15 protein-coding genes and 2 riboswitches are annotated in these 23,120 nt (G+C 67.2%); of the genes, 6 read left to right on the top strand and 9 right to left on the bottom strand.

The genetic code is table 11. From position 1 onward, the window contains the following. Window positions 1–2: 2 nt before the first annotated feature. The 5 genes from ligA to ACEN9G_RS24805 form a co-directional block, all read right to left on the bottom strand. Entirely contained in the window at window positions 3–2,345 is a 2,343-nt protein-coding gene (ligA, locus tag ACEN9G_RS24825) for an NAD-dependent DNA ligase LigA (RefSeq protein WP_413674713.1), read from the bottom strand. Window positions 2,346–2,352: 7 nt separating this feature from the next. Beyond that, complete coding sequence (locus ACEN9G_RS24820) at window positions 2,353–3,531, bottom strand: cell division protein ZipA C-terminal FtsZ-binding domain-containing protein (RefSeq protein ID WP_413674712.1); 1,179 nt, start codon at window positions 3,529–3,531, stop codon at window positions 2,353–2,355. Further along, window positions 3,528–7,052 (bottom strand): chromosome segregation protein SMC, encoded by a 3,525-nt coding sequence (gene smc, locus ACEN9G_RS24815; RefSeq protein ID WP_413674711.1) that lies wholly within the window; start codon window positions 7,050–7,052, stop codon window positions 3,528–3,530. The genes ACEN9G_RS24820 and smc overlap by 4 nt, the downstream gene beginning before the upstream one ends. A 94-nt stretch (window positions 7,053–7,146) precedes the next feature. Continuing rightward, window positions 7,147–7,815 carry a phosphatase PAP2 family protein gene (locus ACEN9G_RS24810; protein ID WP_413674710.1) on the bottom strand — a complete coding sequence of 223 codons (669 nt, stop codon included), beginning with the start codon at window positions 7,813–7,815 and terminating at the stop codon, window positions 7,147–7,149. A 31-nt stretch (window positions 7,816–7,846) separates the two neighbouring features. Next, entirely contained in the window at window positions 7,847–10,192 is a 2,346-nt protein-coding gene (locus ACEN9G_RS24805; protein ID WP_413674709.1) for a DUF1631 family protein, read from the bottom strand. Window positions 10,193–10,510: 318 nt separating this feature from the next. Between ACEN9G_RS24805 and ACEN9G_RS24800 the strand changes: the two genes are divergently transcribed. Further along, window positions 10,511–10,729 (top strand): hypothetical protein, encoded by a 219-nt coding sequence (locus ACEN9G_RS24800; protein ID WP_413344334.1) that lies wholly within the window; start codon window positions 10,511–10,513, stop codon window positions 10,727–10,729. Window positions 10,730–10,794: 65 nt separating this feature from the next. Here the strand turns inward: ACEN9G_RS24800 and ACEN9G_RS24795 are convergent, their stop codons facing one another. Then, window positions 10,795–11,352: an ATP-dependent Clp protease proteolytic subunit gene (locus tag ACEN9G_RS24795; protein ID WP_413344332.1), complete on the bottom strand. Its 558-nt coding sequence runs from the start codon at window positions 11,350–11,352 to the stop codon at window positions 10,795–10,797. 133 nt (window positions 11,353–11,485) lie between these two features. Next, window positions 11,486–11,571, top strand: a riboswitch (glycine riboswitch). 16 nt (window positions 11,572–11,587) lie between these two features. Next, window positions 11,588–11,685: riboswitch (glycine riboswitch) on the top strand. A 52-nt stretch (window positions 11,686–11,737) separates the two neighbouring features. Between ACEN9G_RS24795 and gcvT the strand changes: the two genes are divergently transcribed. The 3 genes from gcvT to gcvP all read left to right on the top strand — a co-directional run bounded on the left by gcvT (window position 11,738) and on the right by gcvP (window position 16,307). Then, window positions 11,738–12,862, top strand: coding sequence for a glycine cleavage system aminomethyltransferase GcvT (gcvT, locus tag ACEN9G_RS24790; RefSeq protein ID WP_413344330.1), 1,125 nt, complete (start codon window positions 11,738–11,740; stop codon window positions 12,860–12,862). 50 nt (window positions 12,863–12,912) lie between these two features. Further along, window positions 12,913–13,293, top strand: coding sequence for a glycine cleavage system protein GcvH (gene gcvH / locus ACEN9G_RS24785; protein WP_036228522.1), 381 nt, complete (start codon window positions 12,913–12,915; stop codon window positions 13,291–13,293). A 134-nt stretch (window positions 13,294–13,427) separates the two neighbouring features. Then, the gene (gene gcvP, locus ACEN9G_RS24780; RefSeq protein ID WP_413674708.1) at window positions 13,428–16,307 is read left to right on the top strand and encodes an aminomethyl-transferring glycine dehydrogenase; all 2,880 of its coding nucleotides are present in this window, start codon (window positions 13,428–13,430) and stop codon (window positions 16,305–16,307) included. 96 nt (window positions 16,308–16,403) lie between these two features. Here gcvP and ACEN9G_RS24775 read toward each other — a convergent pair whose 3' ends face one another. Next, window positions 16,404–18,008: an MCP four helix bundle domain-containing protein gene (locus tag ACEN9G_RS24775; RefSeq protein ID WP_413674707.1), complete on the bottom strand. Its 1,605-nt coding sequence runs from the start codon at window positions 18,006–18,008 to the stop codon at window positions 16,404–16,406. A 156-nt stretch (window positions 18,009–18,164) separates the two neighbouring features. Here ACEN9G_RS24775 and ACEN9G_RS24770 point away from each other — a divergent pair, with 156 nt between their 5' ends. Next, the gene (locus ACEN9G_RS24770; protein ID WP_413338912.1) at window positions 18,165–18,491 is read left to right on the top strand and encodes a hypothetical protein; all 327 of its coding nucleotides are present in this window, start codon (window positions 18,165–18,167) and stop codon (window positions 18,489–18,491) included. An 18-nt stretch (window positions 18,492–18,509) separates the two neighbouring features. Here the strand turns inward: ACEN9G_RS24770 and ACEN9G_RS24765 are convergent, their stop codons facing one another. Beyond that, entirely contained in the window at window positions 18,510–20,168 is a 1,659-nt protein-coding gene (locus ACEN9G_RS24765) for a peptide chain release factor 3 (RefSeq protein WP_413338910.1), read from the bottom strand. Between the two features lie 421 nt (window positions 20,169–20,589). Between ACEN9G_RS24765 and ACEN9G_RS24760 the strand changes: the two genes are divergently transcribed. Then, a complete protein-coding gene (locus ACEN9G_RS24760) occupies window positions 20,590–21,405 on the top strand; it encodes a Crp/Fnr family transcriptional regulator (RefSeq protein ID WP_056135328.1) in 816 nt (271 codons plus the stop codon). Here ACEN9G_RS24760 and ACEN9G_RS24755 read toward each other — a convergent pair. Next, on the bottom strand, window positions 21,359–22,984 hold the full coding sequence (locus tag ACEN9G_RS24755) for a CHASE3 domain-containing protein (RefSeq protein ID WP_413338908.1): 1,626 nt from the start codon (window positions 22,982–22,984) through the stop codon (window positions 21,359–21,361). The genes ACEN9G_RS24760 and ACEN9G_RS24755 overlap by 47 nt on opposite strands. Between the last annotated feature and the right edge of the window lie 136 nt (window positions 22,985–23,120).

Raw genomic sequence — 23,120 nt, 5'->3', positions numbered from 1 at the left:
GATTATTGAGTTGAATTCTGTGCGCCCAGCAGGGCCAGCAGGCCCGCCTCGTCCAGCACGGTCACGCCGAGCTGCTCGGCCTTTTCCAGCTTGCTGCCCGCCTCCGCGCCCGCGACGACGTACGACGTCTTCTTCGACACCGACCCGGACACCTTGCCGCCCGCCTGTTCGATCAGCGCGCCCGCGGCATCGCGCGACATCGTCGGCAACGTCCCGGTCAGCACGAACGTCTTGCCGGCCAGCGGACCGGCCGCGTCGACGGCATCCTGCGGCAGCAGCGCCAGCAGCTCGGTGCGCAGCGCCGCCAGCGCGGCCAGCATCGCGCGGTTGCCCGGCACCGCCATCCACTGCTCCAGCGCCGTGACGACGCCTTCCGGCAGGCCGAACACGCTGAAGATCTTCAGGTGCGCGAGGTCGTCCAGCGTGCGGCCGTCGGCCAGCAGCTGGCGCGCGCGCGGCTCCGTGAGTTTCGGGATCCCGAGCGCGGCCAGCAGGCCCACGTCGTCGAGTTTTTCGCGCAGCTGCGCGCGCGGCGGATGCTCGCCCTGCGGCGCGACGCCGGCGGCCAGCAAATCGTTCAGCGCCTGCTGGTTCTTCTCTTCCGCGAAGAAGTCGGCGATTGCTTCCGCGACGGTGCCGCCGATGTCGGGCAGTACGCGCAGCAGCGCGGCCGGCGCACGGCGCACGAGCGCCAGGCTGCCGAGCCAGTCGGCCAGCGTCTTCGCCGTCGACTCGCCCACGTGGCGGATGCCCAGCGCGAACAGCAGGCGTTCCAGCGGCGGATGCTTGCTGGCGGCGATGGCGGCCAGCAGGTTGTCCGCCCACTTCGTCGCGACCTTGCCCTGCTTGACCGTCTCCGGCGTCGTGCCGTCGCGCTCGTCCGCGAGGCGCTTCATCTTCAACAGGTCGTCCAGGGTGAGCCGATACAGGTCGGCCACGCCGCGGATCAGGTTCGCTTCCACGAGGCTGTCGATATAGCGGTCGCCCAGCCCTTCGATGTCCATCATGCGGCGGCCCGCGAAATGGCGGATCGCTTCCTTGCGTTGTGCGGCGCACGTCAGGCCGCCGGAGCAGCGCGCAACGGCCTCTCCCTCTTCGCGCACGACGTGCGAGCCGCACACGGGGCACGTCTTCGGCAGCTCGTACACGGGCGGTACCGGCGTCGGGCGGCGCTCCAGCACGACGGACAGCACCTCGGGGATGACGTCGCCCGCGCGGCGCACGACGACCGTGTCGCCCACGCGCACGTCCTTGCGGCGCACCTCGTCCTCGTTGTGCAGGGTCGCATTCGTGACGGTCACGCCGCCGACCGAGACGGGCACGAGGCGCGCCACCGGCGTGATCGCGCCGGTGCGGCCCACCTGCACGTCGATGGCGGACACCGTCGTCAGCGCTTCCTCGGCGGGGAACTTATGCGCAAGCGCGAAACGGGGCGCGCGCGAGACAAAACCCAGCTCGCGCTGGTCCGACAATCGGTCGACCTTGTACACGACGCCGTCGATCTCGTACGGCAGCGACTTGCGGCGCGCGCCGATGTCGTGGAAGTAGCCCAGCAGGCCTTCGCATCCGGTGACCACCGCGCGTTCCTTCGACACGGGGAGACCAAGCTGGTCGAGCCAGTCCAGTGCCTTCGAATGCGATTCCGGCAGCGGCGCGCCTTCGAGCAGGCCGATGCCGTAGGCGAAGAAGCGCAGGCGGCGCTGCGCCGTGATGCGCGCGTCGAGCTGGCGCAGGCTGCCCGCGGCCGCGTTGCGCGGGTTCGCGAATTCCTTCTGGCCCGCGTCGCGCTGGCGCTGGTTCAGACGTTCGAAGTCCTCCTTGAACATCAGGACTTCGCCGCGCACTTCCAGCACGGCCGGAATATCGTCGCCGCGCAGGCGCAACGGGATCACCTTCACCGTGCGGATATTGGCGGTGACGTCCTCGCCCGTGTAGCCGTCGCCGCGTGTGGCGGCCTGCACGAACACGCCGTTCTCGTAGCGCAGGCTCATCGCGAGGCCGTCGAATTTCAGCTCGGCCGCATACCGCACCTGCGCGTGGCCGAGGCCATCGCGCACGCGCCGGTCGAAGTTGTCGATGTCTTCGTCGGAAAAGCCGTTGTTCAGCGACAGCATGGGCACCGCATGCGTGACCTGCTTGAACTCCGGGATCGGCGCGGCGCCCACGCGCGACGTCGGCGAATCCACCGACACGGCTTCGGGATGCTGCGCTTCCAGCGCCTGCAGTTCGCGGAACAGCTTGTCGTACTCGGCGTCGGGAATCGTCGGCGCGTCGAGCACGTGGTAGTTGTAGATGTGGTGGTTCAATTCCTTGACGAGCCACGCCATCCGTTCCAGGTCGGCCATGCTCACCTCAGCTGAACAGGCGCAGCGCGCGGGTGGAACCGGCGGCGACGTCGGCCGTGTCCATCTCCTGGTAGAACTCGCGCACCTGGCCCGCGATTTCTTCCAGCGCCGCATCCGTCAGCGGCTGGTCGAAGTCGTCGACGATAGCGGCCTCCAGGCGCTGCTCGAGGTCTTTCGCGCACGCGACCATCTTGCCGAAGCCGTCGCGGGCCGGGGCCACGCACGGTACGTCCAAAAGGAGCGTCAGGCGCGACGTCGTATCGGCGCCGAGCGTGACGTTGGTCGACAGCGTGAACAGGGTGCCGCCGCCCTCTTCCTTGTCCAGCATGACGAACTTGCCGTCCGGGCGCACGTCGAAGCCCGCGTTTTCCAGCGCACCGATCAACGTGGCCATTGCCCATGGCGCGCCTTTGGACGCGAGGTTCACGCCCAGTTGCGCATCGTGGCCGGCGACGAAGCGGTGCAGCGTCTTCGCTTCGCTCATCACTTCGATCATGTCCGGCACTTCCGGCTCGGCGCCAATCTCGTCGGCGACGGCGCGCAGGCGCGTGACCATCTCCGAGTACTCCAGCTCGTTCAGCGCCGTCGTGCGCGTGGCCAGCTGGACGCCGGCCTGCAGCTTCGTGTACACGCCGCCGTGCACGATCGGTTCCCAGTCGCCGTTCACCGCGAGGCCGACGAAGTGCACGGGCTTGTTGCCGACGCGGCGCAGTTTCAGCAGCGCGGGCAGGATGCGGTCGCCGCGCAGCGGGCCTTCCGAATTCAGCGGGATCAGGCAGTCGATCAGCGGGTCGACGAGGTTCTCGGCCAGTTGCGCGGGCGGCGTGTCCGGCTTCACGGCCGGCAGCTCGGCGGCCGGGTCGAGCGCAGCCGCGGCCGCGGGCACCGGCGCGGCCGCGGGTGTGGGGCCCGGCGCGGCGTGCTGGAACGGCTCGGCGACGATGCCCGGCTCGATCAGCACGTCGTGATCCGGCACGGGGCCGCCGTCCAGCACGGGCTCGTGCCGCTGGACGTGCGGTTCCGCGCGCTCGCTCGAGCCGCCGTTCATCAGCACGTCGTCGTGGTCGTGCGAAAACGCGCGCTCGACGCTCTTGCGGGCCTTGTACTCCTGCCACTTGTTGTAACTAATGACGCCGACGACGAAGACGCCGCCGGCCGCGATCAGGCTCATTTGAAAGTCTGTCATGCTGCTTGTGCCTCAGTAGCGAAATTCGCGGCGGACTCCATGTCCACCGCCACGATGCGCGACACGCCCTGCTCCTGCATCGTCACACCGATCAGTTGGTTGGCCATCTCCATCGCGATCTTGTTGTGCGAGATGAAGAGGAATTGGGTATGGTCCGACATGCGCTTCACCATGCGGCAGAAGCGCTCGGTATTGGCGTCGTCCAGCGGCGCGTCGACCTCGTCGAGGAGGCAGAACGGCGCCGGGTTCAGGCGGAACATCGAGAACACGAGCGCCGTCGCCGTCAGCGCCTTCTCGCCGCCGGACAGCAGATGGATCGTCGCGTTCTTCTTGCCGGGCGGCTGGGCCATCACCTGCACGCCCGAGTCGAGGATTTCGTCCCCCGTCATCACGAGCTTGGCCTGGCCGCCGCCGAACAGGATCGGAAACAGTTCGGAGAAATGCAGGTTGACGCGGTCGAACGTGTCCTGCAGCAGGTCGCGCGATTCGCGGTCGATGCGGGAGATCGCGCCTTCCAGCGTGCCGATCGCCTCCAGCAGGTCGTTGTTCTGCGCGTCGAGGAAGCGCTTTCTCTCCGTCGCCTGCGCCAGCTCTTCCACTGCCGCGAGGTTGACGGCACCGAGCGACGCGATGGCATTCGTCAGGCGCGTGACCTCGCCCTGCAGGTACGACGGCTTCAGCTCCGGATCGAGCTTTTCCGACAGCGCGGCCTCGTCGGCACCCGTGGCCGACAACGCTTCCGCGAACTGTTCCTGGTTCAGGCGCGCGGCCTGTTCCTTCAGCTGCATCTCGGTGATGCGCTCGCGCTGCGGCTGCAGGCCGCGCTCCGCCGCCATGCGGGCTTCTTCCGCCGCGCGCAACTGCTGCGTGAGCTGGTCCAGTTCGTGGCGCGCATCGGAAAGCAGCCGTTCCTGCTCCGTGCGCCTTGCCAGCAGGCCTTGCAGGCCCTCGGCCGCCGCGCCGGATTCCAGCGCTTCCAGTTCCAGCTTGCCGGCGGCGATGCTTTCCAGGACTTGCTGCGCCTGCTGCTGGGCGGTGGCGATCGTGCGGCGGAGTTCCTCGATGCGCGTGCGCTGCGTCTTTTCCGCGAACACGGCTTCCTGCGCCGCGCGTTCCAGGTCGCGCAGGCGGTTGCGCGCTTCGGCAAGGATCCGCTCCTGTTCCTGGAACTCGACCTGGCCGTCTTCGTGCGCGCCCTGCAGTTCGGCGAGTTCCATGTCCAGCTCTTCGAACTGCGCTTCCGCCTCGGCCTTCGCCTGGCGCTGCTCCGCTTCCTGCGCGGCGATCTCGTCGAGGTCCGCCGCGATCTGGCCGCTCCTCTGGTTGAAGCGGGCCTCGACCTCGGCCTGCTTGACGACGTCGATCTGCAGCGCATGCACGTCGCGCTGCAGGGTCGCGACTTTCTGGCGGCCGTCCTGCAGGCGGCGCTGCAGGTCGGAGACCGCCGCGTCGGCGCGCGTGGCGCGCGTGCGGGCCTCGTCCAGCAGCAGCGCCTGCGCGCGCAACTGCTTGGCCGTATTGTCGATCTCGTGCTGGCGCGCGAGCACGCCGTCCTGCTCGGCGTCCGCCGCGTAGAAGCGCACGCTCGATGCGGTGACCATGTGGCCCTGCGGCGTGACGAAGCAGCCGCCCTGTGGGAGCCTCCCACGCTGCGCAAGCGCCGTGCCCGGATCGTCGGCCGCGTAGACGCCGGTCAGCCAGTCGTCCAGCAGGCCGCGCAGGCCCGGGTCGTTCAGCTTGAGGAGACTCGCGAACGGTTTCAGGCCGTGATGATCCTGCGCGCCCGCGCTGCCCGGTGCCGGCGAATACAGCGCCATGCGGGCCGGCGGCGCATCGCCGAAGAAGCCGCGCGCCCAGTCGAGGTTCGACACTTCCAGCGCGCCCGTGCGCTCGCGCAGCACGGATTCCAGCGCCGTTTCCCAGCCCGTCTCGATGTCGAGCTTCTGCCACAGGCGCGGCAGTTTATCCAGTTCGTGCTTCTGCAGCCACGGCTGGACTTTACCTTGCGTCTGCACGCGTTCCTGCAGCTGGCGCAGCGCGGTCAAGCGCGCTTCCAGCCTGGCGTTGGAGGCGGTCTCCTGCTGGACCTGCGCATGCGCGTCGCGCCGCTCCTGCTCGACGGCTTCCTGGCGGCTCGCCGCCTCTTCCAGCATCAGGTTCTGTTCTTCCAGCTGCAGCTGCTTTTCCTCCAGCTGCATGCGCAGGTTGTCGAGGTGGCCGGCGTCCGGCAGATTGAGTCCGCCGCGCTCCTGCTGCAGGCGCTCGCGCCGCGTGGCCAGGCTCGCGAGGATGTTCGACGCATTGCGCTGGTGCGCGGACGACAGCTCGATGCGCTGCTGGATCTGCATGATGCGGGCGCGCGATTCGGTCGACCTGTTCTGCGCGTCGCGCCACGCGGCTTCCAGGTCGGGCAGGCGTTCGTTCTGCGCCTCCGCCGCGATCTGCGCGCCTTCCACGCGCGCCGCCAGTTCTTCCAGGCGGAACTCGGCTTCCTCGATCTGCTCCTGCGTCTCGCCCGCCTGGTTCAGCCACTGCTCGCGCTGGGCCGTGAGCGTGCCGATCTGGTTCTGCAGGCGCGTGCGCGACTCGACGACGAACTTGATCTGCGCTTCCAGGCTGCCGATCTCGGAATTGGTCTGGTACAGCGCGCCCTGCGCCACGTGCAGGCGGTCGCCCGTCTCGTAGTGCGCCTGGCGCATGCGTTCCAGCTCGAGCTCCAGGTTGCGCAGCTGCGCGTTCTGGGATTCGAGTCCGGTCTGCGCCTGCTCCATCTCCTGGAACCAGCGCAGCTGCTCGGCCCTGGCCTCGTTGCGGCGCAGGAGCCAGAGCAGTTTCTGCTTCTCTTCCTGGTCGGCCTGCAGCTGGTGGAAACGGTTGGCGACGGCGGCCTGCGCCTCCAGCTTTTCGAGATTCGCGTTCAGCTCGCGCAGGATGTCCTCGACGCGCAGCAGGTTCTCGCGCGTGTCCGACAGCCGGTTTTCCGTCTCGCGCCGGCGCTCCTTGTACTTCGAGACGCCGGCCGCCTCCTCGAGAAACACGCGCAGCTCTTCCGGGCGCGATTCGATGATGCGCGAGATCATGCCCTGGCCGATGATGGCGTAGGCGCGCGGCCCCAAGCCCGTGCCGAGGAAGATGTCCTGGATGTCGCGCCGGCGCACGGGCTGGCCGTTGATGTAATAGGTCGACGTGCCGTCGCGCGTGAGCGTGCGCTTGACGGCGATCTCGGCGTACTGGCCCCACTGCCCGGCCGCCTTGCCGGCAGTGTTGTCGAACACGAGTTCGACGGACGCGCGCCCGGCCGGCTTGCGGTTGGTGGATCCGTTGAAGATCACGTCCTGCATCGATTCGCCGCGCAGCTCGGACGCTTTCGATTCGCCCAGCACCCACCGTACGGCATCGATGATGTTCGATTTGCCGCATCCGTTCGGGCCGACCACGCCGACCAGCTGCCCCGGCACCTGGAAATTGGTGGGATCGACGAAAGACTTAAATCCCGACAATTTGATGGAGGATAGACGCACGTTCGCTTACGGTAGGGGGAGAAGTCGATAAAGGCTGCATCATACCATCTGCGCCTTGCTTTTCGGCCAAGTTTTAGCCGTCGTGCGCGCGGGTTCAGGTGCAGAGGACGGCAAAACGGAGCCGGTCCCGGGCGCATGGCGGGACGTACGGCCCCTGCGCCGGCTGCCAGTCGTTACGCAGGTAGACCCGGTCGCGCCCGGACAGTTTCAGCGCGACGGCCGTCAGCCATTGGTGGGAGTAGGCGGGATCGGCGCGCGGCAACAGGATCGTCGCCGCGAGCAGGCCCACCAGCAGCGGCTGCGGCGAGCAGTCCTGCGCGGCGCGCGCGCGCGCGAGGAACAGCGCGGCCGCCCCCAGGCCGAGTACGCAACCGGACAGGGCTTCGCTGGCCGAATGGGCGCCGACCTGCACCCGGGCCAGCGCCACCGCGACGGCGAGCAGGCCGCCCACGGCCACCGCACCCCGGCGCAGGCGCGGCGAACCGCGCTCCACCAGCAGGAACAAGGCGACGGGAAACACGGCTGCGGCCCGGGCCGCATGGCCGGAACAGCCGGTGAACGACAACGACCGGATCCCGATGCCCCAGCCGATGAACGCCACCTGGCTCGCGGCCGCCACGAGCATGGCACCGCCGAACACGGCGCACCAGACGAGCGCCAGCCGCCAGCAGCGCGCGCCGACGAGCCAGGCCGCCACGCCGACGGCGAGCAGCGCCGTGACGTTGAGGCCGCCCAGCGCCGAGAGATGGGACCACCAGAGCATGTTGGATTCGGTGATGGATGACGACGCTCGACTATAACCCGGTCACGTGACCGATACCAACACGTAGGGCAACGGCCGATATATTCGAATCGTTGACGGCCCCTTGGGCCATTGCGTCGGAGAGCACCTGCCCGACGACGCCGTCGATGGCGAGCACGCGCGCGCCGCCGTCGTTCAGGACCGCGGCCAGCTTGTCGGCCGGCAGCGAGAACGCTTCGCGCCGCCCGGCGCCGGAGAAGATGAACAGCGTGCGCAGCGGGCTCACCCACGCCAGCTTGACCTTGCGCGCGCCTTCGCCCGTGCGGAATTCCAGCCACATGCCGCGCTCCAGGCCGTCGACGGCGGACACCTCGGCCACCCGCGCCGCCGCCTGTTCCGCGGCCGCGTTTTCCATCTCGACCTTGCGCAGCGCATCCTGCTGGGCCGCCTGCGTGGCCAGTTCCAGCTGGCGCTCCGGCGACAGCTCGATGGGTGCGCGCACGATCGCCGCGTGGTATTCGGCCAGGCGGGCGAAGAATTGCAGGCGCTCGGCGTCCTGCCACTTGATCGCATCGAGCCACTTGTTCAGCGTCTGCAGCAGGCGCGGCAGCCGGGCGATCAGGGCCTTGCGCTGCTCCGGCGTGGCCTTTGGCTTGACGCTCCAGATCAGGTCGTCCATGGCCCGGGTGGCGTTGTCGACGGCGCCCGGGCGCGCATCCTCGATCGTCCACGCGAACGTCAGCACGGTCGTCCAGCGCTGCTCGAGGAAGCCGCTGACGACCTCGTTGACGTCGCCGGCCTGCACCCGCAGGGCGATGGCGTCGCGGGCCTGGCGCGCCGCGACCTCGTGCTTTTCCCGTTTCAGCGCGCTGGCGACCGGTGCGGCGAGCGCGGCTACCTGGGCCGACTCGTCGGCGGCGATACCCGCTTCCAGCTCGGCGACGGCATTCGCGAACGCCTCCGGCCGCGCCTCGCCCACGCGCGCGACGCTGCGCCGCATCGCCTGGAACAGCGGGTCGTCCGCATCGTCTCTCTGCTCCCAGCCGACGCGCGACATCAGGTCGACGAGGCGGCGCGCCGGATGGTCTTGCTCGAAGAAGAAATTGTTGTCGAGCAGAGCGGCCTTCAGCACGGGAACCTGCAGGAGTTGCAGCAGTTCGCGCGTGCGCGGCGGGATACTATCGTCCAGCAACACGGTCTCGAACACACGCGACAGCAGGTCCAGCGTACGTTCGTCGCGGCGCGGCAGGCTGCCCTGGGGCAGGCTCTGCTTCAGGCGCGGCAGGTAGAACACGTTATGCGGCGTGGCGGCTGCTTGCGTTCCTTGCACCGGCGCCCGCTCGATGCGCGCCAGCAGGTCCATCAGCGGCGCCGTGCCGCCGGATTGCGCCAGCATGCCTTGCAGGGCGGCCGACCAGCCGGACTCGGCCTGCCCCGTTCCCGCTGCGAAGCCGGCGCCGGGTTGGGCTGCCGCACCGGACGCGGCGCTGAAGCCAGCCGCCGGTTGTGCGGCCTGGTCCTTGACCGGCGTCGCCGCGAACGTCCCCGCTCCGCTCGGCCGCCAGCCGCCGCCGCTGGACGGCAACGTGGGCAGGTCGGGAATCAGCGGGACGCCATCCTCGCCGCCATCGTCGCCGAACAGCTTGCGCAACTGCTCCGCAAGGGTGGCGCGCTGGCCGGCGCGGGCCGCCTTCGCGGCGGCGCCGCCATCCGTCTTCTGGATGCGGTAAGCACCCACGGAACCCGGCTGGCCCTCCTTGCGCAGCGCGGCGACGAGGGAGTCGTACAGCGGGGCGAGGTCGAACACGATGTCCGGCCGCAGCAGGGGCTGGATCAGGCCATGGGCATCCGTTTCCGGTTCGAATTCACGCCACGCCTCGTCGATCGCGCCGAGGAAGATCTCGGGACGGAAGGGATTGCTGTCCGCACGCAGCACGCCGCGTCCGAGCAGCATGCCGAGGCGGACGGCCAGCGTGGCGAGCGGGTCGGCGTACCGGATGTCGAAGGGACGGGCCAGCGCGCCCAGTGCGAGGCGGCTGTCGACCTCTTCCAGCGGCACGAGGTCGAGCGACGCCGCCGTCATGCGCATCGGCGCGGCCCGCGGCGCCAGGCGGTCGAGCTCGCGCCGCACCGCCAGGGCGGTCGCGCCGGATGCCAGGTGGAAGAAGGCGTATGCATTGTCCTTCAGCAGGCGGGCCGCCTTCACGCGCCGCTGGACGTCCTGCGGGTCGCCATTGTGACGGGTCAGGTCGCCCAGTGCCGCGGCCATGCGGGCCGTCATCGCCGCCAGTTGCTCCTTGACCCAGGTGTCTGCGATACCGGCGAGCGCATCCAGCGTCGCCTGCTGCGACGACGCGGCCTTGCGGGCGGCCGGGGTCTGGACGGGGCTGGAAGACATGGTTCTTCTATTGTGGCACATAATTTCCAAGTGGCAATTAAAATCGATCGGCCAGCGCCACGTTCAGGAAAATGCTTATGCTATTGAAGAGACCATCGAACGACCAAAAACGCTATGCTGCGTCGCAAGACACGATTGCCGGCGAATAAGAATATGCAAAATACGTGTTAGCGAAGAAAATTATTGCTAGCGTAATGCCTGTAGTCCTACAAGTGGTCAAGAGGTGATCCGATACCCGTTCAATTGTCGCGCTCGCATCATTGCAATACCGAAATCGCTTCGGTAAGCAGGACATCTCCACTATCGAAAGGAATGATCATGGCTTCGAACAAGAATTCTTCGCGCTCGGGTAACCAGGGCGGCTCCCACGAACAACACGTCAAGGCTGGTCAGCAAAGCCACAAGAACGACGGCAACAAGCAGTCGGGCTCCGGTTCGGGCTCGCGTTCGGGCGGCTCGGGCGGCACCCGCGGCGGCACCCCGGAGCAGCATGCCGAGGCTGGCCGTCAAAGCCACAAGAACGACAGCAAGCGCTGATTGCAGCGCTTTCCGGAAGGTCGAAAGAGCCTGGCGCGGGACGACCGCGACAGGCTCTTTGTTCATCAGATGTTGCGCAGGTACGAGCCCTTGGGCGGCGCGAAATCGCGCACCTCGTCGATCATGCCCGCCGCCTTGGCGTCGCGCGCGTTCAGGTGCAGGTCGCCGTACTGGTGGATGCCCCACTGTTCGGGCGTCAGCTCGATGTGCTTGCGCAGGATGGATTCCGTGCGCGCATCGTCGGCGCGCAGGCCCTCGACGATGATGTTCAGCGCATCCGGACGCGAGCCGGGCGAAGCTGTCGCATGCGACTTGTGGATCATGAAGCGCGCTGTCTCGCTCGCATAGCGCTGCTGGCCCGACAGGAACAGGATCACCGCGATCGACGCGACAGCGCCGCCGTTGTACATGACGCAATTGACGGGGGCATTGGCCAGGAAGTTGTACAGGCACAGGCCGTCGCTGACATAGCCCCCGTTCGACTGCAGGAGGATGTGCGCCGTCTCGATGCCGTCGTCGTTCATGCCGGCCACCGCCTCGAAGACACGATGCACCATGTCGCTGTTCACGTCGCCGGACAGGGTGAACCACCCTACTTTCTGTTTTCCAGGATCTTCGCTCATAGTGGGTCTCTTCCGTCAGAAAGGTCGTAGAGCAAGTGTAACAAAACACGTCCGCATGTCCGTGGTGCCTCATGGCAATCGTGTGAGCCCTCCCCGGCCGATTGACTTCCCGTCACCACTGACATAGACTTCGCAGTCTTGACCGGGAGAGCGCAGCGCAGGCTGCCGCCGAAGGGGCATTACCCAAAAACTCTCAGGCAACCGGACCGGTCAGGGGCTGCTGCGCAACGCGCAGTGGACCAACTCTGGAGAGCGGCCTTCACAGGCCCACCGAAGGGGCAGGCGACAACACCTTGTCGCTATCTCTCAGGTACCGAGGACAGAGGGGTGCGAGAGCATGCGGGCATCCGCGTGCGCGAACCCATTTTCTGCCGAGGAACGATCCATGACGCTCAAAGCGACCCCGCTCAATTCCGTACACCGTGCCGCCGGCGCCAAGATGGTCGACTTCGGCGGCTGGGACATGCCCGTCAACTACGGCTCCCAGATCGAAGAACACAATGCCGTGCGCGGCGATGCCGGCATGTTCGACGTGTCGCACATGTGCGTGGTCGACCTGAAAGGCGCGAACGTGCGCGCCTTCCTGCGCGGCCTGCTGGCCAACAACGTCGACAAGCTGCAGGCACCGGGCAAGGCCCTGTACTCGTGCATGCTGAACCCGCAGGGCGGCGTCATCGACGACCTGATCGTCTACTACTTCGCCGAAGACTGGTTCCGCCTCGTCGTCAACGCCGGCACGGCCGAGAAGGACGTCGCCTGGATCAGCCAGCAGAACGACGCCACCAATAGCGGCCTGACGATCACCCCGCGCCGCGCCGACCTGAGCGCCGACGGCATCGCCCTCGTCGCCGTGCAGGGCCCGAACGCCCGCGCGAAAACGTGGCAGGTCGTGCCGCAGACGCAGGCCCCGTCGGAAGGCCTGAAGCCGTTCAACGCCGTGATCGTGCACGACACCCCGTTCGGCGAACTGATGGTCGCGCGCACCGGCTACACGGGCGAAGACGGTTTCGAGATCGGCGTGCCGGCCAGCCAGGTCGAGGCGCTGTGGAACGCCCTCGCCGCCGCCGGCGTCAAGCCGGCCGGCCTCGGCGCGCGCGACACGCTGCGCCTGGAAGCGGGCATGAATCTGTACGGCCAGGACATGGACGACAACGTCTCGCCGCTGGACGCCGGCCTCGCCTGGACCGTCGACCTCAACGCCGAGCGCGACTTCATCGGCAAATCCGCCCTGCGGAAAAACGGCCAGACGCAGCAATTCGTCGGCCTGATCCTGCGCGAAAAAGGCGGCATCCTGCGCGCCCACCAGAAAGTCGTGGCCGCATCCGGCAATGCCGGCGAAATCACGAGCGGCACGTTCAGCCCGTCGATGCAGCAGGCGATCGCGCTCGCGCGCGTGCCGGTCGACGTCGCGATCGGCGACACGGTCCACGTGGAAATCCGCGACAAGAAACTGGCGGCATCCGTCGTCAAACTGCCGTTCGTGCGTAACGGCAAGATCCTCGCTTCCTGAACAAACAACACTATACTTACCGCACCATCCATCACTACGGAGTTACGCACATGAACATCCCAGCCGACCTGAAGTACACCGAGTCCCACGAGTGGGTCCGCCAGGAGGCCGACGGCACCCTGACCGTGGGCATCACCGAATACGCGCAGGACGCCCTGGGCGACATCGTGTTCGTCGAACTGCCGCAGGTCGGCAAGGCCTTCACCGCCGGCGATGACGCCGCCGTCGTCGAGTCCGTCAAGGCGGCCAGCGACATCTACGCCCCGGTCTCGGGCACCGTCACCGCGGTGAACCAGGCCACGGCCGACGCGCCGGACTCGATCAACGCGAACGCCTACGATGCGTGGCTGTTCAAGCTGCAGCCGTCGGATCCGGCCGCCGTCAATGGCCTGCTGGATGCGGCTGCTTACGGCAAGGCCACCGAAGGCTGATTTGATTGACCGTCATTCCCGCGGAGGCGGGAATCCAAGTTCGAGCTGCCGCGCACGCTGAACTTGGGCCCCCGCCTGCGCGGGGGCGACGGAGTGGTACCTCACGCGCCGATTCTTTCATTTCGTCTCCCATCATGACCCGCACCAGCCTGACCCAACTCGAAGCACGCGATGGCTTCATCCCGCGCCACATCGGCCCGTCCGCATCCGAACAGGCGGCCATGCTGTCCGTCCTCGGCTACGCCTCGCGTGCCGAGCTGATCGACGCCGTCGTTCCCGCCAACATCCGCCGCAAGGACAAGCTGGACCTGGGCCAGTTCTTCGAGCCGCTGCCCGAGCAGGCCGCACTCGCGAAGCTGAAAGGCATCGCGGCGCAGAACAAGGTCATGAAGTCGCTGATCGGCCAGGGCTACTACGGCACCCACACGCCGCCCGTCATCCTGCGCAACATCTTCGAAAACCCGGCCTGGTACACCGCGTACACGCCATACCAGCCGGAGATCTCGCAGGGCCGCCTGGAAGCCATCCTGAACTTCCAGCAGGTCATCACCGACCTGACCGGCATGGGCATCGCCAACGCGTCGATGCTGGACGAAGGCACGGCCGCGGCCGAGGCCATGACGCTGATCCAGCGCGTCGGCAAGTCGCAATCGAAAGTGTTCTACGTCGCCGACGACGTGCTGCCGCAGACGCTGGAAGTGGTGCAGACCCGCGCGCTGCCGATCGGCGTCGAGGTGCGCACCGTCGCCGCCGCCGAGATCGGGAACCTCGCCGAATCCTGCTTCGGCGTCCTGCTGCAATACCCGGGCGTGAACGGCGACGTGCGCGACTACCGCGCCGCCGTCGAGAAGCTGCATGCTGCAGGCGCGATGGTCGTCGTCGCGGCCGACCTGCTGGCGCTGACCGTCCTCGCGCCGCCGGGCGAATGGGGCGCCGACGTCGTCGTCGGCAATAGCCAGCGCTTCGGCGTGCCGCTCGGCTTCGGCGGCCCGCACGCGGGCTACCTGGCCACGCGCGACGAGTACAAGCGCAGCATGGCGGGCCGCCTCGCCGGCGTCACCATCGACGCCCAGGGCAACCCCGCGTTCCGCCTCGCGCTGCAGACGCGCGAGCAGCACATCCGCCGCGAAAAAGCGACGTCGAACATCTGCACGGCGCAGGTCCTGCTGGCCGTGATGGCCTCGATGTACGCCGTCTACCACGGCCCGCAAGGCCTGGAACAGATCGCCCGCCGCGTGCACCGCTACACCGGCATCCTCGCCACCGCGCTGAAGGGCCTCGGCTTCCAGCTGGCCAATGAATCGTATTTCGACACGATCACCGTCATCGCCGACAACGCCGACGACATCCACCGCGTGGCCAACGACCACGGCGTCAACCTGCGCCGCATCGATGCGCGCCACGTGGGCATCTCGCTGGACGAGACGATAGGCCGCGACGACATCGCCCTGCTGGTGCAAATCTTCGGCGGCGCCGACGTCGATTTCGACACGCTGGACAAGGACGCGCAGGACGCCTACCCGGCCGCGCTGGCCCGCACGAGCGCCTACCTGACGCACCCGACGTTCAACCGCTACCACGCCGAGCACGAGATGCTGCGCTACCTGCGCGCGCTGGCCGACAAGGACCTGGCGCTCGACCGCACGATGATTCCGCTGGGTTCGTGCACGATGAAGCTGAACGCGACGTCCGAGATGATCCCGGTGACGTGGCCGGAATTCTCGAACATCCACCCGTTCGCGCCGGATGAGCAGACCGTCGGCTACCGCGAGATGATCGGCCAGCTGGAAGCGATGCTGTGCGCCGTCACGGGCTACGCCGGCGTGTCGCTGCAGCCGAACGCCGGCTCGCAGGGCGAGTACGCGGGCCTGCTGATCATCCAGAAGTACCACCAGTCGCGCGGCGAAGGCCACCGCAACATCTGCCTGATCCCGTCGTCGGCGCACGGCACCAACCCGGCGTCGGCCAACATGGTGGGCATGAAGGTCGTCGTGACCGCGTGCGACGCCAACGGCAACGTGGACCTCGCCGACCTGAAGAAGAAGGCCGAGGAACACAGCGCCAACCTGGCGTGCGTCATGGTCACCTACCCGTCCACGCACGGCGTGTTCGAGGAAGGCATCAAGGAACTGTGCGAGATCGTGCACGCGCACGGCGGCCAGGTGTATGTCGACGGCGCCAACATGAACGCGCTGGTGGGCGTCGCCGGTCCGGGCCTGTTCGGCGGCGACGTCAGCCACCTGAACCTGCACAAGACCTTCTGCATCCCGCACGGCGGCGGCGGTCCCGGCGTCGGTCCGGTGGCCGTGGCCGAACACCTCGTGCCGTTCCTGCCGAACCAGGCCTCGACGGGTTACCAGCGGAACGAAGCCGGCATCGGCGCCGTCAGCTCGGCCGCCTACGGCTCGGCATCGATCCTGCCGATCTCGTGGATGTACATCGCGATGATGGGCGCGGATGGCCTGACGGCGGCGACGGAGACGGCGATCCTGAACGCCAACTACATCGCGCGCCGCCTGGCGCCGCACTACCCGGTGCTGTACACGGGCCACGACGGCCTCGTCGCGCACGAGTGCATCATCGACCTGCGCCCGCTGCAGGATGCCACCGGCATCAGCAACGAAGACGTGGCCAAGCGCCTGATGGACTTCGGCTTCCACGCGCCGACCATGAGCTTCCCGGTGCCGGGCACGCTGATGATCGAGCCGACCGAGTCGGAATCGAAGGCGGAGCTGGACCGCTTCATCGAAGCGATGATCTGCATCCACGCGGAGATCGTGAAAGTGGAGCGCGGCGAGTACGACCGCATGGACAACCCGCTGAAGGGCGCGCCGCACACCGCGGAAGTCGTCACGTCGGACGACTGGCAGCACACCTATTCGCGCGAAGTGGCCGCCTTCCCGGTGCCGTCGCTGCGCAAGAAGAAGTACTGGCCGCCGGTCGGCCGCGCGGACAACGCGTATGGCGACCGTAACCTGTTCTGCGGCTGCGCACCCATCGAAGACTACGAGTGACCTGCCGCGCGGGCACGATTCATTTGAGGCCCCCGGCCTCGAATGCCCGCCCTACGTAGGATGGGCGGCCTCCGCCCACGCGTAACGCCGCGGTATTCAGCGATTCTTGCCCCGGCTGGATGCCAGCCGGAGGTAAGAACGCCCGGCCCTGCCGGGACGCAGCATATGCGTCCCTGGCGGGGCCGTTTCATTGGAGCCCTGCACGGCCTCGTCGAGCCGGAACACGGCCACCGTGCGCGCCAGGCCCAGCGCCTGCTGCTGCAGCGCGCGCGCGGCCAGCGCCGCTTCTTCCACCATGCGCGAACCCTGTTGCGTGAGTTCGTCCATGCGCACGATCGCCTGGGCCGCGCCGGCCAGCTCGCGCGCGCGTTGCGTGCCCGTGCTGCCGATCGTGTCGACGATGCCGGCCATGTCTTCCACGGCGCCCGCCAGGCTCGCCATCGTCGCGCCGGCTTCGACCGCGCAGGCGCCGCCATCGTCGAGCGCGGCCACGGTCTCGCGCGCGAGCGTGCGCGCCTCGCGTGCCGCGCGCTGGGCGCGCCGGGCCAGGGCGCGTGCTTCGCGGGCACCGCCGTCGGCGTCGCCCGTGCGTGCCAGCGTGGTCTCGATGGCCGCGCCGATGCGGTCCATGCGCACGGCCGCGCGCCGCACCTGTTCCATCGTCGTCACCAGGCGGTGCGCGAGCGCGCCGCCCTCGTCCGCCGCGACACCTGCACGCGCCACCAGTTCACCCGCCGCGTGCGCGCCGGCGGCGCTGTCGTCGAGCGCCGTCGCCAGCGCCTGCATCGACGCCGTCGTGCGGTCCAGCGCGTCGCGCACGTGCGCGCGCGGCGGCATGCCGGCACGGCCCAGCGTGATCTCGCGCGACGCCTCGCCGATCGCGCGGGCCGACTCGAGCACGGTGCGCAACTGGCGGTTCAGGCCGCGGATGCCGGCGTCGAGCAGCCGTGCCGTCTGGCCGATTTCGTCGTCCGCATAGGTCCGCGCGCGGATCGTCAGGTCGCCGCTGGCGAGACCATGGGCGGCCGCGCCGATCGCACCGATATCGGCCAGCAGCGCGCGCCGCACCGCCATCGTGATCGCCAGCGAGGCCGCGATCGACAGGACGATCACCACCGGCATCAGCACCGCGATCAGGCGAAAATCGTCGGCCGCATCGCGCGACGCCTGCTCGGACAGGGCCTGCTCGCGCCGCGACAGCTCCGCCAGCCGCTGGGCGACGACGGCGAACGCGCGCTCCGCCTTGACCATCGCATTGGCGCTGATCGACTGGTCGATGCGCGCGATCTCGATCACGTCGCGCACGGCCGGCACGTATTGCGCCCAGGCGGCGCGGGCCTGTTCGACGTAGCGCTGTTCTTCCGGGCTGTCTGCCGTCAGGCGCGCCAGCTGGGCGAGGTCGCGCTCGACCCCGCCGTGCCGGGCCCGCAGATCGAGTGCGAGCGGGTCGACGCGGAAGTGCGGAAAGCTGCCGCTGATCCAGGTCAGGACCTGGTACGCCTGGGCATGCGCGCTGCGCGCCGCCGCGGACAGCTCCGCCGCCGCGCGCATGTTGGCCGCCCGGCGCTGCACGATGCTGTCGAGCGACGCATTCTGGCGTACCATCGCGTAGTAGCTGCCGCAGGACAGCAGCACGAGCAGCAGCAGCACGACGCCGGGCGCCAGCAGCAGCTTGGGACCGATGCGCAGACGGGCCAGCATGTCAGGACGTCGTCCGATTGACGAGTTCGAGGGGGAATGAATGGGTCATGGTCTCCTCCTGGCTGGCAGTATTTCCGGCGTGCATTAAATGAATGTACGCCGACCCCGGGGTTGGCCATTGTGTTGGCTCAAGCCCGCCAACGTGAGAGGAACAGGATGAGACGTAAGAATGTGGGCGCATTGCTGTCGGCCCTGGTGTTTCCCGGCGTGGGCCAGTACTACCTGGGGCGGCGCACGCGCGCGCTGCTGTTCCTGGCGCCGGCCGCCATCGCCGCGATCCTGTATTTCAATTTTGCGCTGGACCAGGCGAACACGGTCGCCGACCAGCTGTTGAGCGGGAAGATGGCGATGGATCCGGCGGCGATCGAGGCGCAGCTGGCGAATGCGCCCACGCCGTTCAGCGTGACGCTGGCCGGGATCGTGTTCGCCGTGTGCTACGTGGGGAGTATCGTGGAGGCGTTGATCGCCAGGCCGGAGGCGTGACGATCAACGCATGCCGCATCAGTCCAGCTTCGCGGCGTGTTCGCGCGTCGCGTGGAACTGCAGCTTCGGCCAGCGCTCCTGCGTGAGGCGCAGGTTGACGCCGGACGTGGCGAGGTAGGCCAGGTTGCCGGCCGCATCGTAGGCGACGTTGTGCGCCAGCTGCGTCTCGAAGTCGGACAGGGCCTTCTTGTCGTCGCTCGACACCCAGCGCGCGCTGCTGATGCTCGCGCCCTCGAACACGGCGTCGACGCCGTATTCGTTCAGCAGGCGGCTCGCGACGACCTCGAACTGCAGCACGCCGACAGCGCCGAGAATCAGGTCGCTGCCCATCACCGGCTTGAACACCTGCACGGCGCCCTCTTCGCCCAGCTGCTGCAGGCCCTTGTGGAGCTGCTTGGTCTTGAGCGGATTGCGGATACGCACCGTGCGGAACAGCTCCGGCGCGAAGTACGGGATGCCGGTGAACGTCAGCAGCTCGCCTTCCGAGAAGCTGTCGCCGATCTGCATGTTGCCGTGGTTCGGCAGGCCGATGATGTCGCCCGCGTAAGCCTCTTCGACCTGTTCGCGGCTCGACGCCATGAACGTCACGACGGACGACAGTTTCACTTCGCGGCCCAGGCGCAGGTGCTTGACCTTCATGCCCTTCTCGAAGCGGCCGGAACACACGCGCAGGAACGCGATGCGGTCGCGGTGTGCCGGGTCCATGTTGGCCTGGATCTTGAAGACGAAGCCGGAGAACGGCTGCTCGTCCGGGCGCACGGCGCGCACGGTCGCATCGCGCTCGCGCGGGCCCGGCGCCCATTCGACGAGGGCCGACAGGATCTCGCGCACGCCGAAGTTGTTGATGGCGGAGCCGAAGAACACGGGGGTCTGCACGCCGGACAGGAAGCGCTCCAGGTCGAACGGATGCGAGGCGCCGTGCACCAGCTCCACTTCCATCTTGAGCTGTTCCATCTCGAGCGGGAACATCTCGGTGAGGCGCGGGTTGTCGATGCCCTTGATGATCTCGTAGGCGCCGTCGGCCTTCTCTTCGCCCGCCTTGAACAGCATGACTTCGTCGTTCAGCAGGTGGTACACGCCGCGGAAGTTCTTGCCCATGCCGATCGGCCAGGTCACCGGCGCGCATTCGATCTTCAGCACCGACTCCACTTCGTCGAGCAGCTCGAGCGGGTCGCGGGTTTCGCGGTCGAGCTTGTTCATGAAGGTGACGATCGGCGTGTCGCGCATGCGGCAGACGTCCAGCAGCTTGATCGTCTGTTCTTCCACGCCCTTCGCGGCGTCGATCACCATCAGCGCCGAGTCGACGGCCGTCAGCACGCGGTACGTGTCTTCCGAAAAGTCCTGGTGGCCCGGGGTGTCGAGGAGGTTGATGACGTGGTCGCGGAACTCGAACTGCATCACCGACGACGCGACCGAGATGCCGCGCTGCTTTTCGATGTCCATCCAGTCCGACGTCGCATGGCGGCCGCTCTTGCGGCCCTTGACGGTGCCTGCGAGCTGGATCGCGCCCGAGAACAGCAGCAGCTTTTCGGTGAGCGTCGTTTTACCGGCGTCGGGGTGGGAAATGATGCCGAAGGTGCGGCGGCGCGCGACTTCGCGCGCGATCGTGGCTGCGGGCTTGCCGGTTACCGCGGCTTCCTGGATGTCGGTGGTGGTTGCGTCGATTTCGTTGGACATGGTCTCGCCCTGGGGCGCTTGCAAAACTCTCGATTTTACCGGGTCCAGCGTACCTTGTGTGAACCAATTCCCGGCGCACCGCACGCGCCCCATGTAGGAACAGTCGGGCGCGGCATGTGATGGCGAGCAATCTGAGCGGCCGCGACGGGCGTATGGATGTGGCCGGAATGGCAAAAAAGGCCGGCCATCGAAACGTTTTAATGCCGCCAAACCATTGTCGAAGTTACAAAAAAAGCCCTCTACTGAAAGTTTCTCTCTAGTAGGACTGGGCTTACATAACATCATGCATAGAGCCTACATGGGGGCGACAGCTAGTCTTATGTTCGGCAAGAGACTATGGCATTAATGTACACACATCGCGATGAGGAAACCCATCCAAGCAATCGCCCCAGTGATGTATGTCAGAGATAACGAGGACAAAATGAATAACGCCCAACTCGGTAACGCCGCCCAGAAAAAGGCGCAATCGGTGAATCAGATTCCCTCGACCAGCGAAGAAATCAAACTGGCCGCCCGCCCGGTTGTCAGCTACAGCGGCACCCAACAAAACGAGTTGCTCGCGGCCCTGCCGCGCCAAGACCTGGAAACCCTGTTCGAGCACCTGGAACTGGTTCCGCTGCCCTTCGGCAAGGAACTGTTCGAATATGGCAGCAAGCTGGAATACGTGTACTTCCCCACCACCGCCATCGTCTCCCTCCTGTACGTGATGGAAGACGGCGCCACGACGGAAATCGCCGTGGTCGGCCATGAAGGTGCCGTCGGCGTATCGCTGTTCATGGGCGAGCGCGCGACCTGCAGCGCCGTCGTCCAGAGCGCCGGCTACGGCTACCGCCTGAAAACCCAATTCCTGCGCGACGCCTTCAACAAGGGCGGCGCCCTGCCCCAGCTGCTGATGCGCTACACGAACGCGCTGTTCGCCCAGATGGCCCAGAACGCCGTTGGCGGCCGCCACAGCTCGATCGAACAGAAACTGTGCCGCTGGCTGCTGGACCGCCTGGACCGTTCGCCGAGCAATGAACTGAAGGTTACCCAGGAACTCATCTCGATCATGCTGGGCGTGCGCCGCGAAAGCATCACCGCTGCCGCCGGCAAGCTGCAGGACGAGGGCCTGATCCAGTACCGCCGCGGCAACATCACCGTGCTGAACCGCCAGGGCCTGGAAGACTACGCCGGCGAGTGCTACAAGGTCGCTAAAAGCGAGTATGACCGTCTGCTGATGGACGTGTCGCGCGCATGAGCGGCACCGCGTCCCGGCCCGACGTCGCCAGCGGCGACTGGGCCTGGGCAGCACGTAGATGATTGTGTAATTGACGTTCGGCCAGGTCGGCCGCCTCCGCTGGCACTGCGCCAGTCGGATCTGCCGAAGGCGCCACGGCCAGCGCCGAGATATCCAGGGCACCGCCTGACGCGGTCCCGCCGGCGTCGGTCTCCCCTGGCGCCGTCACCGGAATGATGGCGTGAACCGAGGTCCCGATCCCGTTCACGCCGCGATCCACCCGCAATGTCCCTCCCAGCAGCAACGCCCGTTCGCGCATCCCCAGGAGGCCGTGCGATTTCGGACGGCGCATCGCGTCGGGCGGAATCCCGACACCGTCGTCGCTGACCTCGAGCGTGTACGCCTCGCCTTCGCGCGCCAGGTGCACGATGACGTGGCGCGCCTGGGCGTATTTGGCGACGTTGTTCAGCGACTCCTGTGCGATGCGGAACAGCGCGATCGACTGCGCAGAACCGGCACTGTCGATGTCGCCCTCGATGAGCGCCTCGCAATCCACGCCCGTCGTGCGGCCGAAATCTTCGCAATAACTCTCCAGGGCAGCGGACAGGCCGAGGTTGTCGAGCAGGCTCGGACGCAGGTCTTCCACGATGCGGCGCTTCAGTTCGACCGTCTCGACGAGCACGCCACGGGCGCGGCCCAGCGTCTCCGCATGGTCCGGGTGCGTGGTCTTGATCCGGTCCGTGACCGACGCAAGGTGCATGCCGATGGCCGTCAGGTTGGCGCCCATCTCGTCGTGCAGTTCGCGCGCCAGCTTCGCTTTTTCTTCTTCCGACACGCGGATCAAATGGCGCGACAGCACGGACAACTGCTCCGTGCGTTCCGCGACGAGCGATTCCAGGTGGTCATTGGTTTGTTGCAGGGCCCGCTCGGCATTCAGGCGCGCGCGGAAGCTGCGGCGGATCAGGTTGTAGAACAGGACAAGGGTGACGAGTGCTGCCACGTTGATGCCGAGGCCGCGCAACGCGGCCAGGCGGTAGCGGTCGTAGAAGACGGCGCTGCGCGCGGCCAGCGTCTCGTTCTGTTCGCCCGTCATGATCACCACCTGCAGCCGGATCTCGTCCATGTGGGTCTTGTCTTCCTGTGTCTGCGCGATGGCGACGATGTCCGCGAGGCCGCCGTGGCGATAGACTTCCAGGCCCTGGTTCATCAGGTTGATGCGCCGGACGACGAGATTCTGCAGCTGGACGAGATTCTTCAGCTGGGAGGGATTGTCGGCCAGCAGCGTCTTGAGGCTGTTGAACTGGCCGTCCAGTTCACGCTCCGCCGTGCGCAGCGGGCCCAGGTAGGTATCGGAACCGGACAGGTAATAGCCGCGCAGACCGCTTTCCGCATCGGTCACGAGCAGGTTCAGGTATTGCAGTTTGGCCGTCACACGATCGGCCTGCGCCTGACGCGCGTTGGCAGTCTTGAGCCCGTCCAGGTTGCGGACCAGGCTTACGCCGTTGAGGACCAGGATCAGGACGCACACGACACACAGCAGGGTCTGGTACAACGGAAGGCTGCGAACCGGCCTGAACTTGGGGTCGGTGGTGAAAAACATCCTCGGTCGTTCCTTTCGCAGCTTGGCCTGTCCGAGTCATTATAGACCGGGAAAAGTTGCCATGGAGCTCGATTAGGCTTGCGGACGAGGAAATGTGGCGCGATGACGACGCGCAATTAACAATTCTGCATAGCAA

It is taken from the genome of Massilia sp. Masssp94 (assembly GCF_059491305.1).
The sequence above is the reverse complement of the archived record's forward strand: the minus strand, read 5'-3'. Positions and strand labels throughout refer to the sequence as shown.